General features: G+C 45.5%; 11 protein-coding genes. 4 read left to right on the top strand and 7 right to left on the bottom strand.

What is annotated here, in order from left to right:
• Positions 1 to 816: 816 nt before the first annotated feature.
• Positions 817 to 2,940, top strand: a complete 2,124-nt coding sequence (locus ACRRS1_RS17220; protein ID WP_432467282.1) for a methyl-accepting chemotaxis protein — start codon at positions 817 to 819, stop codon at positions 2,938 to 2,940.
• A 114-nt stretch (positions 2,941 to 3,054) separates the two neighbouring features.
• Here the strand turns inward: ACRRS1_RS17220 and ACRRS1_RS17215 are convergent, their stop codons facing one another.
• Positions 3,055 to 4,284, bottom strand: coding sequence for an aldose 1-epimerase family protein (locus tag ACRRS1_RS17215; protein ID WP_432467283.1), 1,230 nt, complete (start codon positions 4,282 to 4,284; stop codon positions 3,055 to 3,057).
• A 455-nt stretch (positions 4,285 to 4,739) separates the two neighbouring features.
• Between ACRRS1_RS17215 and ACRRS1_RS17210 the strand changes: the two genes are divergently transcribed.
• Positions 4,740 to 6,824: an autotransporter-associated beta strand repeat-containing protein gene (locus ACRRS1_RS17210; protein ID WP_432467285.1), complete on the top strand. Its 2,085-nt coding sequence runs from the start codon at positions 4,740 to 4,742 to the stop codon at positions 6,822 to 6,824.
• Positions 6,825 to 7,016: 192 nt separating this feature from the next.
• Here ACRRS1_RS17210 and ACRRS1_RS17205 read toward each other — a convergent pair whose 3' ends face one another.
• A complete protein-coding gene (locus tag ACRRS1_RS17205) occupies positions 7,017 to 8,351 on the bottom strand; it encodes a ferredoxin reductase family protein (RefSeq protein ID WP_432467286.1) in 1,335 nt (444 codons plus the stop codon).
• A gap of 352 nt (positions 8,352 to 8,703) precedes the next feature.
• Complete coding sequence (locus tag ACRRS1_RS17200; protein ID WP_432467287.1) at positions 8,704 to 8,877, bottom strand: ATPase; 174 nt, start codon at positions 8,875 to 8,877, stop codon at positions 8,704 to 8,706.
• A gap of 616 nt (positions 8,878 to 9,493) precedes the next feature.
• On the opposite strand from ACRRS1_RS17200, the gene ACRRS1_RS17195 reads away from it, so the two are divergent.
• The gene (locus tag ACRRS1_RS17195) at positions 9,494 to 11,254 is read left to right on the top strand and encodes an alkaline phosphatase D family protein (RefSeq protein ID WP_432467288.1); all 1,761 of its coding nucleotides are present in this window, start codon (positions 9,494 to 9,496) and stop codon (positions 11,252 to 11,254) included.
• A gap of 119 nt (positions 11,255 to 11,373) precedes the next feature.
• Here ACRRS1_RS17195 and ACRRS1_RS17190 read toward each other — a convergent pair whose 3' ends face one another.
• Positions 11,374 to 11,652: a peptidylprolyl isomerase gene (locus ACRRS1_RS17190; RefSeq protein WP_432451976.1), complete on the bottom strand. Its 279-nt coding sequence runs from the start codon at positions 11,650 to 11,652 to the stop codon at positions 11,374 to 11,376.
• A 439-nt stretch (positions 11,653 to 12,091) separates the two neighbouring features.
• Between ACRRS1_RS17190 and ACRRS1_RS17185 the strand changes: the two genes are divergently transcribed.
• A complete protein-coding gene (locus tag ACRRS1_RS17185; RefSeq protein ID WP_432451977.1) occupies positions 12,092 to 13,276 on the top strand; it encodes an aromatic amino acid transaminase in 1,185 nt (394 codons plus the stop codon).
• Between the two features lie 340 nt (positions 13,277 to 13,616).
• On the opposite strand, the gene ACRRS1_RS17180 is transcribed toward ACRRS1_RS17185, so the two are convergent.
• The 3 genes from ACRRS1_RS17180 to ACRRS1_RS17170 all read right to left on the bottom strand — a co-directional run bounded on the left by ACRRS1_RS17180 (position 13,617) and on the right by ACRRS1_RS17170 (position 16,488).
• Positions 13,617 to 14,972 carry a hypothetical protein gene (locus ACRRS1_RS17180; protein ID WP_432467289.1) on the bottom strand — a complete coding sequence of 452 codons (1,356 nt, stop codon included), beginning with the start codon at positions 14,970 to 14,972 and terminating at the stop codon, positions 13,617 to 13,619.
• Between the two features lie 350 nt (positions 14,973 to 15,322).
• Entirely contained in the window at positions 15,323 to 16,252 is a 930-nt protein-coding gene (locus tag ACRRS1_RS17175) for a sodium-dependent bicarbonate transport family permease (RefSeq protein WP_432467290.1), read from the bottom strand.
• A gap of 2 nt (positions 16,253 to 16,254) precedes the next feature.
• The gene (locus tag ACRRS1_RS17170) at positions 16,255 to 16,488 is read right to left on the bottom strand and encodes a hypothetical protein (RefSeq protein ID WP_432459984.1); all 234 of its coding nucleotides are present in this window, start codon (positions 16,486 to 16,488) and stop codon (positions 16,255 to 16,257) included.
• Between the last annotated feature and the right edge of the window lie 67 nt (positions 16,489 to 16,555).

Raw genomic sequence — 16,555 nt, 5'->3', positions numbered from 1 at the left:
TAACATAAATGTCAGAATTAACTATAGTTGGCCATATTAATTTTGCGGTTATTAATTTGTTATTGGGATCACAAACTAATCTGATGCTTAGCTGAGTTTGTTTTTGTTCAGTTGTCTCGATGAGGGAGCATGGGCTAGGTTTACTGAGTTTTGGTCAGATATTTTCGTTTCAGATAAAATTTGTCGCTGCATTTGTTCGACAGTGTTGGTGTTCAAATTATTGTGCGCCATCTTCAATGGTTCGGCTGTTGATTGGATGTAAAACCTCGCTGAAGCGCAATCAGCTTTAGGGTCCTGTAGGACTTTGACGTTTGAACTTACTTGTCACAACGCTGAATACTGAAGTTAATATTCAATTTTGATGTTTGCGTAAAATTTAAATAAATATTCATTTTTGTTCAGTTGCTTGTGCTGCTTTGGAGAAGTATCACGGTTTTATTAAGTAATTTAATCATAAAAAAGTAGCAGACAATAGTGAGATTTTTAAATTTTACTATGTTTATTACTAGCCCTCCCCCTTCATTTTTTTGTTATTTATTATTGTGCTGAAAAGACGCTGATTTAATTTTATGTTGTTGTTTATTTTATAAAAAAATATTTCTGTTTTTGTGCGCTCGTCTACGCACCCAACCGAAAGGCACTATATATGGGCTTGCTTTTGGTGCGCGCGCACTAAATTGGTTCCATTTTTCGTGCTTGGTTTTTTAAAATTGTATGATTTATTATTTACCGCACTGGCTTGGTGCTTATTTTGCTTGGCTGGCTTATTGATTGCATTGGCGTGACTCAATAAAAATAATTATGCGAGATAGACGGATGAATTTGACTAATGCAGAGCGGCGTTGGCTCCCCTGGATGGGAAGTACCGGTAAATTGGCTATGAAGAAGGCAACTTGGCTAAATCGAGGGAGAAGCGAGTTGTTGGCGGAAACTTTTGAAAGTATTGCGCAAACCAGAGTGCAAATATTGCAAGCCTGGGTGAATAGTCAGTGGGCTTTCTTAGAAAATGCTGCGCTTTATTTACAGACCAAGAAGACGCAAGATAAAGTTGATACCCTGCAGCATTTAATTTCTCGTGGTGCAGATTTCTCCGAGCTATTTTTAGTCGATCATAAGGGGAAGGTAAGTCATTCATCGGCTGCGATACTGGCCGAAACCCAATGCGATAGTAAAGCCTTACAACAAGGTTTGCAGGACAAGTTTTTACATGGCCCTTATGTGGATCCGCGGACCTTAAGCTTAGGGGCTTCCAGCTCGTCTTTTCATGACGCCGTGACTTTGATGTTTTACCTACCTCTGTTTGATTCAGATAAGCAGGTGAGTGGCTGCTTATGTGGTCGGGTGCCGAATGATGTGCTAGGCGATTTGATCCAACGCGAAGCGGGTCATATTTATAGCGAATCTGGCGATAATTATATCTTTATGGTGGAGTCGAACTTTGATTCGAGTATTTTGCCCGGAACCGCTCTGTCCCGCTCTCGTTTTGAAGATAATACCTTTTCCCATGGCGAAAATTTAAAGTCAGGGGTGAAAACTGAGTGGGGAACGGTAAAAGTTCAGCAACATACCGAGTTTGAGATCCGTTTTACCGATCCTGCCACCGGACAGTTACATCCCGGGGTCAGGGAAACCATCGCCAATGGCAGCAACCTTTACGTCGACTATCCTGGTTATTCAGACTATCGGCATATCCCGGTTATTGGCAAAGGGGTCACCTTTCAGATGCAGGGCTCTGCTGATAGATGGGGAATGATGTGTGAGGCCGATCTGGAGGAGGTGTATCGTCATCGCTCGCTGACCTATAGCTTAACCCGACAATATGTACTGTGTATGTTGATGGTGTTATTTGCTCCTTTGTTGGCGAATCACTGGCTGGAGATGGGCCTAGTGGGCCAGTGGGGACTGAGCCTTTCAATGGCCTTATTTAGCGCCTTGGCTTTTAAGCATTTTTGCGCATCTCCGGTGACTCAGGGCCTGAAGGGGATGACGCGAGTGATTCAAACCATCGCCGAAGGGGATGGCAACCTAAATCAGCGTTTGGATGCCAGTCAGTTTAAGGCCGATGAGACTGGTGATATGGGGCGTTGGGTGAATAGTTTCATCGATAATCTGGAAGAATTAATGGGCCGACTGGTTCAGGCCTCCAATGAAGTGCAACAGGTCTCGGCTTCGATGTTACGGCGTTGTCAAAAAATGGATGGTGCCACAGTGGAAACTGCTGAGTCTATCGACTCAATGTTGAACTTGGCAACTAGCCAGCAAGATGAAATTGCGCTTGCCAGTGACTCTGCGCATACCATGCAGGCGGTGATGCAACAGGTGGTTGATAGTGCTCAGCAAGAGTATTTTAAAGCGTTAGAAGGAGCGAACACCATTCGTGAAATTGTTGAGTCTTCAGCTAAAAGTGTCAACGATATTAATAAAGAAATGCAAGAGATCGGTGGTATTGTTAAGTTGATTACCGAGATTACCGACCAAACTAACTTGCTGGCCTTAAATGCGGCGATTGAAGCGGCGAGAGCTGGCGAGCATGGGCGCGGATTTTCGGTGGTGGCTGATGAAGTGAGAAATCTAGCAGATAAAACTTCTCAGGCGGCCAATCATATTGGCGAGTTAATGAATAAACTACACCGAGAGTCTGAAACTGCGGTTAAATTTATGCAGCAAGGCATCGAGAACGTTGACAGTAGCAGCGTGAATAATGAATCTTCTAACCGCAACGAGCAACTGCAAAAATCCGTATCGTCTCTGTTCGATATTATCAACGATTTATCAGCGAATAGTGAGAAACATAAGCAAACTGCCTGTGGTGCGCAGGATATTACCGTTCGTCTGCAAACCTCGGCCCAACAAATGTCGCGTCGTACCACCTTAATGGAGAATGCGATTCAGCGTTTAGAGCTATTAGTGGGACGTTTTGACGTGTCTCGTATACATTAGCTTGTGTGTTTTTGAGTGAAGCCCTGAGCAACATGAATGTTGTTCAGGGCTTGTAAAGCCTATCTTATTATTTTCGTTGAGAGGCTGCTATGTGCTATGAATGATAAGCGTCGCTTATTGAACTTTATCCAAGTCGACGATTAAGTCCATGCTTTGCTTCAGCTCTGTGCCTTTTTGAATATTTTTAATTTGAGCTAAAGAAGACTTCACTTCTTGTTTATTCCGTAAAACCGTATAGCTCACATCAAAGTGTTTAGTTTCTCCTGCTTTGATGGTGGGAACTAAACCAAGCGGACGTTGAAATTTGGTGTTATAGGCATAACTAGTGCCGGGCTCAATACCAGTGACGTAACCCTGTTGGTCGGTATCGGTATTTTTCCACAGTGTTAATACGGGCAATTGTTTTACGTTATAGCCAACCGCAACTCCCTGATTACCCTGTTTATTGTGCAGCACCACCAAGCTGTTGCCTTGTTTATCGCCGATGGGTTTCAAATTGAAGACCATTTCGTCATAGTCTTTGGTGGGGCCTAAATAAGTTTGCCAATCTTTGAGTCCAGCTTTGGCATAACTATTAAATGGCGATATTTCCTTGGCGGCAGCAGTGACTTTGGCGCCTTTTTCCAAAATAGGACGACCAAAGTTGGAGTGATAAATGATTTGGTATTCATCATCATAATCGGCTTTATTGGTGAGACTGTCGTGCAAGGAGAAGCTGTTTGCACCTGGCGTCACCTGAAACTCAGTCATGGTGACCAGCTCTGCTTTTTTAAAGGTCCGTTCGCTCACTTCACCCTGAATGGTAATTTTGTGAGGGGGGGTATCGTCAATAATCACTTTTACTGTGGAAGCAGGGGTGTTCTGTAAGCGGCCATGCAGGCTGAGCAATTGACCATTATCGTCAACGCCGGGATGGCCCGTCCATTCATAGCCGCAGCGGACTAACATTTCATTAAAACCATCTAACCAACCCAAACCGCCGCGACTCTCTAAGTCAATGAAGGCGGGGTTTACAATTTCTTTGACTGGTGAAGTCCAACCTAGAATGCGTTTACCATCCATTTGTACATTGTAGATCCCCATGCCGCGAGTCGGCACAAGGGTAATCGACATTTCTCCATTATTGATGACCAATACATCGACACCGGTTTGTTTGCCACCCTTTAGGCTGCGTTTTTCAATCGAGAATGGGGTATCACTTTGATAGCCAAGAGAGGCACTGCTTACTTTCCAGTCCCCTACATCTAAAGACGAGCTGGAGTCGGTGAGTAGGAATTCGGCTGAGTAAGCATTTGTAGAGCATAAACCTAGAGCAACAGCAGCTAACGAGTATTTAATGTTCATTGAATATTCCTTCATTAATTATCTAAGTACACATAACTGAATCGATTCAGCAAGACCATACGCTTACCGATGATTTATTCAATAAGAGAATGAGTGAACGTGATTTCAGCAAGGTTCAGCAAGCAACACAGTGTGATAATTGATTGCTGAATCACTTTCAGCAGCATTTCACTTGGCTGGTCGAAAGGGCGACAGAGCGCTTGGCTCAGTTATTTATCCGGGTGTTGTAAAGGCACCGCTTGGTCGGGCCTGATTATTCAGGTTTCGTTGCGTTTTAGGCATTAATAAGCCACCAAAAAATAAAATATTTCTATTTATATCAATTATTTATATTATTTTTTATGGATTTTACCTTTGCTGGATTGGTTTTTACTTTTTTGCAATGGTCGAGTCATATTCGGCATATAAGGTCTTGGCTCTTCAAATTTATCACTTACTTATTGCTGACAAAAAATATGACAACATTTGCAAACCATAAAATACAATTGAGCCTGGCTTCACTGCTGATGCTTAGTCTGCTGGGCTGTAATTTTTCTAGCTCTTCATCCCCTTCGCCGACGAAGCCAAATAAGCCTGAAGGAGTGGGCCATGAACTCGATGTGGCGATTCCGTCTCGCGTTTATCCTTTGCCAGTCGTCGAGCATGCCGAGCATAATGCTCAAGATCCCGAACGGTTTATGATTGAGCACAACCCTGTAGCCACCATCTTAAATGGATTTAATCGTATCTGGCAGCTGGGCTTAGCGGGCTGGCAAAACGATGCAAATGGTGATGGGCCGGAAAGCTTCAAGGAGCAAAAGATCATCGATGCCGATGCCTGGCGACATAATATGAGCTACGTGTTGCAAGTGACCGAGCAGCGAACCCCGGAACAAGCCATCGAGAGTTATTCCGATGATCGGCGTAGTAAAAACTACAGCGTCATCGATGGTTTTGGTCCCCTGACTCATGCCTACCTTGCGGGGAGTGGTGCCTATGTCGATCTGGATGTTCCACGGGTGAGCGATGTGCTTGAAAATGAGAACTTCTTTGCGGTTCATAATGATGGTGGCGATTACTCAGGTGATATTCACGCCGACCTCGGCGCAGTGGTGCAGTTGGTGAACGATTTTCGCCAAAATTCGCCAGCTTCGGCGAATGGTTCTAAATATATTTTCTCTAGTCCTCGGCCCTGGCGGATGACGGCATCTGGAGAAGTTGACTATCTGGGGACCTATCTTCATCACTGTGAACAACAGGATGGCAGCACCGAGCAAAGAATTTACGACCGGTATCAGAGTCCGGTGAAGGTATTGCCGGGTCTGCGCTGCGCCGCTCGGCATCATGGAAATGATCCCTTAACTGATGAAGGGGAAAATCGTCGTAAGGACGGTGGTTACCCCAGTGGCCATACCAATGCGGGTTATTTGGCAGCCATGGCCTACGCCTACGCCTTCCCGCAGCGTTATGCAGAGCTGTTGACTCGTGGCTCACAATTGGGTGAGAACCGAATCATTACCGGAATGCATTCTCCCTTAGATGTTATGGGCGCGCGGATACATTTTCAAACGATTGCGGCCTATGCCTTAGGTCAGGACCACATCTATCAGAATGCACAAGCTGCCTATCAGCAAGCGCAAGCGTATTTTGCTGGGCAAGCGCAAGCTGAAGGACTAGAGCTGTATGATTACGCACATCGCTGGGTCGAACATGAGTTAGGTTTTATTGATGGCGATAACATTATTGTCGAGGTTGGGAATAATAATCGCTATGCAGATCGTCAGGCGAATAAACGGGTTTATCGTGAACGTTTAAGCTACGGGTTTAGCCAAAACCTTCAACTTGCGGGTCAAGCGCCAGAGATCCCGGAAGGTGCGGAACGTTTGTTAGAGACTCGCCAGCCCTATCTGAGTGATATGCAACGTCGTGCGGTGTTATATACCACGGCGCTCGATTCCGGTTACCCTATTTTAGATGACAGCAAAGGTTGGGGCCGGCTTGACTTAGTCACCGCTGCCGATGGTTATGGGGCATTTATCGGCGATGTAACGGTTAATATGGATGCGCGTAAGGGCGGTTTTCACGCTCGGGATTGGTGGTATAACGATATCAGCGGGGCCGGCAAACTCACCAAGCAGGGCTCGGGCAGCTTGCATCTTGCCGGAAATAATTCTTACCGCGGCGGCAGCTTAATTGAGCAGGGTAGGATTGTTGCCGAGAGTGCTCATGCGCTAGGTTCCGGTGATGTTTATTTGTTAGATGGCGGTCTAAGCGTGGCTCTGAGCGAGCCTTTAAATATTGCTGGTCACTTTACTCAGGAAGGCGGGATTTTAAAGCTGGTGCCAGGGGCTGATTTTACGCCGGTCAATGTTGCGAAGCAGTTGTTTATTGAGGGGGGAGAACTCCACTTGGATCTAAGCGCGCTGGACTTAAACGCCGGTGATGCAATTCCTCTCATTGAGGCCGGTCAGCGCTATGGTGAGTTTACTCGAGTGGATGCCGGAGACATTGAGCTTCGGCTTGAGTACCGCAATCAGGCGGTGATCGCTCATATTCTCTAAGTCGCTTGAGCAGCCGTCAGCTGGCTCGCCAGAGGCTTGAATGTTGTGGCAGGCTGGGCTCACGATGTGAGGGTTGGCTCGAAGCGTTGGCCCTCGGTACTTGGGTAAAGCCGTTGCAGACCAGAGATCTGGCGCGTTGACATAAGGGACCCTGGCGGGTCCCTTTGGCATCGGCGTGGGGAGCGACGTGGTTTAGCGCATTTCAAAAAGTTCTTCGTGGAAGTGTTTGAGTGGATAGTGGATGGCGGCGAAGTCACGTCGCAGATCGCCGGAAAAAGCACTGGGGCCGCAGAACCAGGTTTTACGAGCGAATAGATCCCCCACCTCTGCCTGAAGTTGGGCGACACTGAGCCGAGCAGGCAATGTTGCTTGCTGTTTACAGCGGTTGATGATCCGCAGGTCGACCCGAGCGCGTTGCGCTTGTTCAATTAAGTTCTCAATCAAGGCCTGATTGGGGGCGCTGGTACAATAATAAAGTATCGCATCAGGACTATCTTTACAGGACTGACGTTCCTCTAAGATGGCCTCAAATACGGCGATGCCAATGCCGCCGGCGATCCAAAGTTGGGGGGCCGGATCTTTAAAGGCGAGGTAGCCATAGGGACCTTCTACTCGAAGCTTATCTCCCACTTTTATACGGTCTTTCAAGGTGGAAGTGAAGTCTCCGAGTTCTTTGATTAAGAACCGTAGTTGCCCACTTTTATTGTTGGTAGAGGCAATGGTAAAGGGGTGAGGGGGCTCGCCAGCAAAGCCTAAAAAAGCAAACTGTCCACTTTGGTGGCCTTGCCAAGTGGGGGCTGCTAGTTGTAATTCCAATACCTGATTATCGGGGCTGAACTTGAGATCGCTAATCCTAGCCTGATGTTGACGGGACTTACCGATCAAGCCCAATAAACTCCAAAGCGCGGCCAAAGAGCCTAAGACAGCAAGACCGATACAAATATAGGTGATTGGGTAAGGCCAATAACTGTGTTTAATTAATATGAGCGAATGCATCGCAATCGCCAAATAACAGAGCGACATGAAGCGATGGGATATTTTGAATTTGCTGTAACGGATCGCGCTAATTAAGGCGATGGTCGCCAGAATAACGAAGGCATAGAAAGCCCATTCACCAATATCTTCGGCGCTATGGCGTAGCGGTTGAATGACTGCATAGAAGGAATCGGGGTTGCGTGGACCATGTGAGCGACTTGGCCGACTGAGAATTTCCCAGCTCACTAAGTATCGTGGAATAATCGACAATAGCCAGTGGCAGATCCCGGTCACCAAGGCCGCTATGCCCAACCATTTATGCAGGCGATACGATTTATCTAAACCCTGAGTGAGCCTTTCTACAAAGGCTAATCTCAAAGCCAGGATCATCGTTAGGGTCATTAACGCCAGTGCGAGCATGCCACTATATTGCACCAGCGCCGAGCGATATTGAAAGAAGTTGTCATAGGACCAGAGCTGAGGCTCGGCTTGCAACCAAAATGCTGACAAAACGATTAACAATAGCGCGGCAGCATAATAAAGCTTTTTCATGGTGGTTCCCAAATACATATCGTCACTTTAAGTTTACTGAATACAATCTTGTAAAACGTCAAGCTATGTAAAGAAATGTAAAACGTCAGCTATTTTTGCGGCGGATAGATTGATGTTCACTGGGAATAGTTGTTTGATCATGCTCAACGGTAATCATGAGTCGCGACATGTTGAATGATATGAACCGAATGTTGAATTTAGCCTGAGTTTACTTGGTGGAATTATCGATACAGAGACTCGATGAAGGAGGGATGTGGAAGATAAATATTCAGGCTGAATACATTGTTTAATGATTGACGCTTAGGGATAAACGATTCGATGGCATTTGTTTATCCCTATGAAGCGAAGAAGATTACTCAGGCTTACGTTTGCCGGTCATGTAGGCCTCGAGAATTTCCGGCGTGAGTTCACCAGCTTCTTCTAAGCGTTTTAACTCTGCGACAACTTTTTTCTGCTCTTCGATGCTAGGAATGGGGAGTTCAGGTTCCTGCTCTATGTTTTCGGGGATTTTAAGATTGTCTAACATGTACTGGTCTCGTTGCTAAAACTAATTGCATAAGTATACCAGTAATTTGTTTGATCATTGCACTGCTTTTATTCCAAGCCCTCAGGGCTGACTTAGCAGTATTAGCGTTATCGAATAAGTCCTTGATAGATCTTAAATTGATTAGAAAACACGATCCCTAGCAAGGTAAGCAGACCGTTTTGTGGTTTTAAAAAAGCAAATATTGGACGCGCGAAATCGAACGTCGAGCCGCTTGTTATCGAAGTGCACTTGACCCTTAATGATGATTTCGGCGCTTGCTTGAGCACTATTTAGTTGTGCAGCGTGATCAGTGTCAAATCAATCAAGGATCGCTCTAGCAAGAAAGCTGTGGCTGAATTTATTCTCTTTATGTTGGATGGGAAAGTTGCAAAGTCGTTGCTTAGAAAGCTCTATTTTAGAGTTTTCGCTGCGATTACAGATTTGGTTTCGAAGCAACATGCACCGGTAGGCCATTATCGCTCATTCATGGACTCTAAATGATAAAAATAATTACTTAGATTTATTTATAGTACTTAATTAAGTTGTCATATTCACCTCCCACACTAAGCGCTGTAAGTCATCTGACCACTTTTTATTTAATGCTAATGGAGTAGTAATGGCAGCTTCAATTTCTCGTCGTAATTTTTTAATCATGTCTGCCAAAGGCGCAGGCGCAGCAGTAATTTCTTATGGTTTAATGGGCTGTGGTAGCAGTCAAGAATCGGCAATACCGGTTGAGTTTACGCATGGTGTGGCAAGTGGTGATCCACTTGCCGATGCGGTGATCCTATGGACTCGAGTTACGCCCGCGTATGCGGGAGATATTACCGTTTCCTGGGAAGTGGCCAGCGATGAGGCGTTTACTCAATTGGTGAGCAATGGGCAAATGGTAACCAATGCATCTCGCGATTATACGGTCAAGGTGGATGTGATTGATTTAGAAGCTGGGAGTCGCTATTTTTATCGTTTTATTAGCGCAGGGCGTCAATCGCCAGTGGGGAAAACCCGCACCCTAGTACAAGGTTCTCCAAGCTCGGTTAAACTGGCGGTAATGTCTTGCTCTAATTATCCTGCGGGGTATTTTAATGTTTATGATTTGGCCGCGCAGCATCAAGACTTAGATGCTGTATTGCACCTTGGGGACTATATTTATGAATATCCGAGAGGCGGCTATGCCAGTGCTAATGCAGAGCAAATCGATCGCCAAGTATTGCCGATTGGAGAGTTATTTACACTGAGTGATTACCGTACTCGCTATGCTCAATATCACACGGATTTAAGCTTACAAAAACTCCATGCACAAGTGCCTTTTATATGCGTTTGGGATGATCATGAGGTCGCGAATGATACCTGGCGTGAGGGGGCCGAAAATCACAATGATGGCGAAGGTGATTTTGAAGAGCGTAAACTGGGGGCCTTACAAGCGTATTTCGAATGGCTTCCGATCCGGCCGTGGAATGAAGGGAATTATCAGGAAATATACCGAAGCTTTAGCTTTGGTGATTTAGTCGATTTACATATGTTAGATACCCGGGTCTTAGCAAGAGACAAGCAACTCGATTACGCGGATTACTTCGATGCTGCGACCGGGAATTTGGATCAAACCACGCTGACCAGTGATCTGAGTGATCCAACACGTACCATGATTGGTAGTGAACAGCTTCAATGGTTGCAAGATAGCGTCTCGGCTAGTGGTGCCCGCTGGCAGGTATTAGGTCAGCAAGTCTTAATGGGGAAAATGCACCTACCGGCAGCGATCGTACTGGGTTTAATGTCGGTTGAAAGCTATGCCTCATTGGGCGCTTTGGCTCAGCTTGCCGCACGTGCAAACGCTGGCGATCCTAGTTTAACTGCCGACGAATTGTCTTACTTAGCCGCTAACGCTGACAAATTGACCACTGAAGTGCTCGCTCAGTTACAGTTGCCGAATATTCCCTATAACTTGGATGCTTGGGATGGCTACGCTGATGAGCGTGAAGCAATATTACAACTCTTTAAGCAGCAATCAAAAAATTTAGTGGTGTTAGCCGGGGATACACATAATGCTTGGGCTAACGATTTAAGTGACGCAAGTTCAGCGGTTGTTGGAGTCGAGTTTGCCACTTCATCGGTGAGCTCTCCCGGCTTAGAAGAGTATTTAGCCATTGATGAAGCTGCGGTGCCGAATGTTGAGGCGGGTCTGGTTTCTTTAATTGACGGTTTAAAATATATGAATGTTAATAATCGTGGTTTCTTAACGGTGACTTTTAGTCAAACCAGCGCCAGTGCAGATTGGTATTTTGTGGATACGATTTTATCCACTCATTATCAGCCATTAACTGCACGCCAAATGAGAGCAACAACGACAGCGGGTCAAGCTGGCCTCACGATGTCTTAAATATAAGCTGTGATATATGGTTGAGTGGTATAGACAGCATTAAACACTGTAAATCTGCACCAACTCCGGCGGTTAAAAAAGCCTTGGCAATCACCAAGGCTTTATGGAACCGTTTGAACTTAACTGCGGCTGGTTATTTCTAGCAGATGATAACCAAATTGGGTTTTGATTGGGCCATGAACGGTGTTGAGCGCTTCGTTAAATACCACCTGATCAAATTCTGGCACCATGTCGCCTTGGCCAAACTCGCCGAGTTCACCGCCATTGGCGCCTGATGGGCAACTCGAATGTTGCTTTGCAATTTCGGTGAAGGCTGCGCCATTCTCGATTTGCTGTTTCAGTTCTAAACACTGTTGTTCGCTATCAACCAAAATGTGACGAGCACTTGCTCTAGCCATGAACGTTCCTTAAATCTATTGAAATGATGAGCACTACACACCAAGCGAGTACGATGATCTGCAGTGAGAGTGTGCAACTTTAGTTGCAAACTTACTGAGCTGTCAAATTCGCGGAGGCTTTTACCATTATCGGTCTGACTTTCGGCGATTGAGTTTGATGGCTATCTCTGGATGATTGACTGGTTACAGAGGAGCCATATCGGTACTAGGAAAATGATTTTAACTAGCAGGTCTATATGAATCACCAATTGAATGCAGATTTAGTGCATAGGCCAAGCTTGTTTTGGCTTCGATGCTGGTCTTATCAAGGGCTATTTTGAGCATATCATGAGGTGAGTTTAGCTAAGGTGTATATTCGTTCTAGCCAGTTGTGCAGATGTCTGATATATAGATGAAGCATTTTTGCTGTTATTCAAGGCATTTACTAAAAGGAAGCCCCATGTTTGAAGCCATCGACCAAGCCAAAGACGATCCTATTTTATCTTTAGGCGTTGCCTACCAGCAGGATCCTCGTCCTAATAAACTCGACTTAGGTATTGGCGTTTACCGTAACGAGCAGGGCATTACTCCTGTGATGCAGGCGGTCACTTTGGCTTCGGAGCGTTTGTTAGCGGCGCAAACCACTCAAGCCTATCTGGGCTTAGCTGGAAACCAAAGTTATAACCAAGCCATATTAGATCTCTTGTTAGGCGATACGGCTGCGCATGCTCGCTCTATTGCTATGCAAACGCCGGGCGCCAGTGGTGGCTTGCGTTTGTTAGCCGATTTAATCGCCAGTATTCGCCCTGATGCGACGGTGTGGGTATCAACGCCTAGTTATGTGAATCACCAACCGATCATGGAAGCGGCAGGTTTGAAGGTCGCCTATTATCCTTACTTTAACCCGCAGACTAAGCAGGTTGATGAAGCCGCAATGTTAGAACAGGTGGCGAAGCTAGGCCCTAAGGATGTATTGTTGCTCCACGGGTGCTGTCATAATCCTACTGGTGCCGATATTTCTTATGCGGCTTGGCAGCAGATTAATCAGTTGGCGTTAAATCATGGATTTTTGCCTTTTATCGATTTGGCTTATCAGGGCTTTGGTCAAGGGGTCGACGAAGATATCGCAGGGCTTCGACTGTTAGCTGACAGTTTACCTGAATTAGTCATGACTTGTTCTAATTCAAAAAACTTTGGCCTTTACCGTGAGCGGACTGGCGCAGCCATTGTGGTTGGGAAAAGTTTACAGCAAGCGATGAATGCGCGAGGTAAATTATTTGAATTGGCTCGACGTAGTTACACTATGCCACCAAATTGGGGGGCTGCAATTGTGAGCGAAATTTTAGGGGATGAGCAATTGCGAGATTTGTGGCAACAAGAACTGAATGTTATGAGTGTTCGAATGCGCGGCCTTCGCCAAGCCTTAGCCGAAGAGTTTAGAACACAATCTAACAGTGAGCGCTTTGATTATTTAAGTGCTCATCAAGGAATGTTTTCGCTCACTGGTTTTAGTTTTGAGCAAACCGAACAGTTGCGTGAACAGTATGGCATTTACATTGTGGGTGGTGGCCGGATCAATATTGCAGGGCTAGCGCAGCAGTCGATTCCGCAATTAGTGAGTGCTTGTTTGGCGGTTGGTGCTTAGCGACTACCGCGGGCTAAGCTGGTAACTGTAAGCTTTGCAGGCCCTATTGTGAACATTTTGAGCGGCTTTCCTCGAATGGATAGCCGCAGCGTTGCTCTTGGATATTGTTTGCGATCAATGTCGATCTATCTGGGCTTATATCAATCCCACTAATTATCTGTTTACTCTTGCTGGCCTAAATATCACCGCTAGTTGCATTCTGAATCGTGGGACTAGAATCACGAATTATTGCGCTTCACTCCTCGTTATCGGCAGATTTATTCTGTGCAATAAGCCGATTATATCATTCGTCAGATTGGTATTTGATTTAGTTCGCGACCGGGCTGAGCAAGAAAAGCCTTCATGCCGCTTCAATATCAGCGATTTTGCTACGATTTAAGGTGATTTTATAGCGTTGGTAAATTGGTTCTTGATCACCATCGGCGATGGCCAATATCAGATTAATTTGATAACGACGTTCGATGGATTCTTTGGATATTTTCCCCTTGTCTTCTTGATAAACCACGCCTCGCCCTCCTTCCAAATAACGAGCGAAGGGTCTTAAATTGAAGTACAAGGATTCGTTAATCGCGCTATAACCAGCCCTAAAATTACGGCCAAACACCCGGCTTTCTATCCGGTAGTGGAGTAATTCTTCAGCTTGGCGATTACGGCGATGGCGGTGGGCGAGTATATCGGCCACTGGCACTGGTAAATGTTTGGTTCTAATATAATCGAGCCAAATTTTTTGCTTGGCAATCAAGGTATTGTTTGCGCTATCGTGTAGTTCTCTAGACCATTTTGCTCGTCCTTTGCTAATCCATCGCCACAGGGCATTTTTTAAGTCTTCTTTAAAGACCTCCCTCACACCATAAATGGTGGCAAGTACAACTACCATTAAAGCCGTTAAACCACTTAAGGCTCCCTGAGTCTTGATGATTAAACTTAATACCACCACCATGATTAAGGCTGTTGCCAATCCAGTGACAAATTTTCGGCTGGTATTGCCAAGGGCATAGGTCTTTTCTTTAAACACAACGCCGTACTCAATTAGGCGGCGAATTAAACGCATCTTATTGGCAATTCGGTTGGGGTCTTTAATCGTTGCTGTCGAGTTATAGGCTCGCTCGGTACGATAGTTTTTCTCGCTTCGCGTATAATCTAAGATAAGCTTCAGTTGCTCTGAGAATTCACCATTGCGAGGGCGAGTTGCGATGAGTTTCATAAATACTTGCTCGGTATGCCAAGATAAGTAATTGTCGGCATTTTCGAAGTGAGCCAGTTGGGCTGCTCCGGTGGGGGTGCTACGGCGAAACTTTTTCAGCAGAGAACTACTCTGCTCCATCAGACTATTCGCAAGATTGTAGAAATTTTCGATGTCTTGCTCTTTTAACAACAGCCTTAAATCGACGTCGAGTGCAACTGCATATTGATAAGCAAACAGATTTAAGTTGACGCGGTACTCTTCGATGGCCAAATTATTCATGCTGGCAAAACGGCTTTGCAATAAAGGCAAATGTAAGCCAGGGCTGTAATAACTGTGTTTGCTGATGACGTTGCTGGTAAAATAATTGCTTTCTTTTAATGTTTTGGCACTAATCCCCATTTCTTTGGGAAGGGACAGGTACACATCAACCCGTCGATGGGTGTGCATTTCCATTTGGTGGTTAATTTTCACCACCATCTTGTCTTCTTGTTTTAACTGAATATTTGGCAATAAGCTAACCTTAGAGAAATACGAGTAGAGGGAACCGCTTCATTTTTAATGAGAAAATGAAGCGGCTTAGTAATATTGATTATAATACAACTAGTTGGCTTGGCTAAGCGCTGGGTTTATTTTTGTTACCGCTTGGCGTAACTGAGCCGATACGTGGTGAGTTAAAGAGTTTGTTGCTTGTCGTCATTTTAGGAAGAGGTGCCCGCTATCGGACGCGGAACCATTTGGTTTATGTGGATAGGGATAAATCACGCGGTGCGGAGTCAGGCGCAGGCTCTGTAAGGCGCTGCGCCGATTAAAACTTTTCGCTTCAAATGACTCTGTTGTGGTTATCTCTTTTTATTCTTCGCTTAAAACCAATGCTGAATTAATGCGAAGTAAACAGGGATCCCTACCAATACATTGAAGGGAAAAGTAATCGCCAGTGAGGCAGTAAGGGCGACACTCACCTTCGCATTGGGCAGCGCCACTGCGAGGGCTGCTGGCACTGCGATATAAGAGGCACTGCTACCTAACACCGCTAGCAAACATGTACCGCCTACCGAAAGGCCTATCGCAGCACCAAGCATGGCGCCTAAAAAGCCACCGATCACCGGCATCGCGATACCAAAACTAATTAGAAAGGCACTTTGTTTACGAATATCACGGATCCGTTCGGCTGCCACACGACCCATTTCCAGAAGGAACAAGGCCAGCATCCCATGAAACAGTTCGCCAAAAAATGGCATGATAGATGCCGTTCTAGGCCCCGCCCAAGCGCCGATTGCAAGCCCACCTAACAGCAGTATGACCCCCTTATTCAATAGTGCTTCACGTAGCACTGGCAGCATTTCTTTCCACTTGAATTGGTTTTGCGCGAGTAAAATTCCAACTACAATCGCTGGCACTTCGAGTAGCGCCACAAATAGGGGTAAATAGGCTTCATAAGCGAGCCCCAATGATTGAGCATAGGCAACTGCGACGGCATAGGTGCCAACACTAATTGAGCCATAATGAGCCGCTGTGGCGGCAGCATCTAAGCGTGACCAACCTGCAATAAAATACAATATTGGAAAAGCGAGTAAGGGTAATAGCGCACCAAAGATCATCACCGCGAGTGATTGTGGCAGGATCTCTAAACTACTGTTGGAATGTAATGCCATACCGCCTTTAAGGCCAATGGCAAGTAGTAAAAAAATCAAGCAGCTTTGATACAAGCCCGAGGGTAATTTTAAATCGCTTTTTATCAGTTTGGCGAATGCCCCTAACACGAAGAAGCCGACAACAACATCGATTTGCATGCTTAGGGATTCCCATTGTAGTTTGAGCTAGTCAGGGCATGTGGCGCTTGTCGGTGAATATTTTGCTTGGTTTGTTTGATCAGCTCAATTGACCAAGATATTAAGTTGAGGGCACAAAGGCCTAGTCCCACCATGAGTAATGCGGCACTGGTGAGTTGTTGTTGCCAAGTTGTGATCCCAATGGCGCTTAATATTAAGCCGATACTTAAGCCAAACAAGAGTTGAGTTTTAGTCATTGAATAAGCCCTGTTGATATAGGAACAAGGATTATCTACTTCAATCATAATAGATAAAATTAGATAT

The sequence above is a fragment of the Agarivorans sp. Z349TD_8 genome, from assembly GCF_050870825.2.
GTDB lineage: Bacteria > Pseudomonadota > Gammaproteobacteria > Enterobacterales > Celerinatantimonadaceae > Agarivorans.
This window is presented reverse-complemented; position numbering and strand designations above follow the sequence as displayed.

What these genes read in the sequence shown, in the direction of transcription:
- ACRRS1_RS17190 (WP_432451976.1), bottom strand. Translation starts at nt 11,652, where the DNA reads ATGGCTAGAGCAAGTGCTCGTCACATTTTGGTTGATAGCGAACAACAG.
- ACRRS1_RS17185 (WP_432451977.1), top strand. Translation starts at nt 12,092, where the DNA reads ATGTTTGAAGCCATCGACCAAGCCAAAGACGATCCTATTTTATCTTTA.
- ACRRS1_RS17170 (WP_432459984.1), bottom strand. Translation starts at nt 16,488, where the DNA reads ATGACTAAAACTCAACTCTTGTTTGGCTTAAGTATCGGCTTAATATTA.
- ACRRS1_RS17205 (WP_432467286.1), bottom strand. Translation starts at nt 8,351, where the DNA reads ATGAAAAAGCTTTATTATGCTGCCGCGCTATTGTTAATCGTTTTGTCA.
- ACRRS1_RS17215 (WP_432467283.1), bottom strand. Translation starts at nt 4,284, where the DNA reads ATGAACATTAAATACTCGTTAGCTGCTGTTGCTCTAGGTTTATGCTCT.
- ACRRS1_RS17175 (WP_432467290.1), bottom strand. Translation starts at nt 16,252, where the DNA reads ATGCAAATCGATGTTGTTGTCGGCTTCTTCGTGTTAGGGGCATTCGCC.
- ACRRS1_RS17210 (WP_432467285.1), top strand. Translation starts at nt 4,740, where the DNA reads ATGACAACATTTGCAAACCATAAAATACAATTGAGCCTGGCTTCACTG.
- ACRRS1_RS17220 (WP_432467282.1), top strand. Translation starts at nt 817, where the DNA reads ATGAATTTGACTAATGCAGAGCGGCGTTGGCTCCCCTGGATGGGAAGT.
- ACRRS1_RS17195 (WP_432467288.1), top strand. Translation starts at nt 9,494, where the DNA reads ATGGCAGCTTCAATTTCTCGTCGTAATTTTTTAATCATGTCTGCCAAA.
- ACRRS1_RS17200 (WP_432467287.1), bottom strand. Translation starts at nt 8,877, where the DNA reads ATGTTAGACAATCTTAAAATCCCCGAAAACATAGAGCAGGAACCTGAA.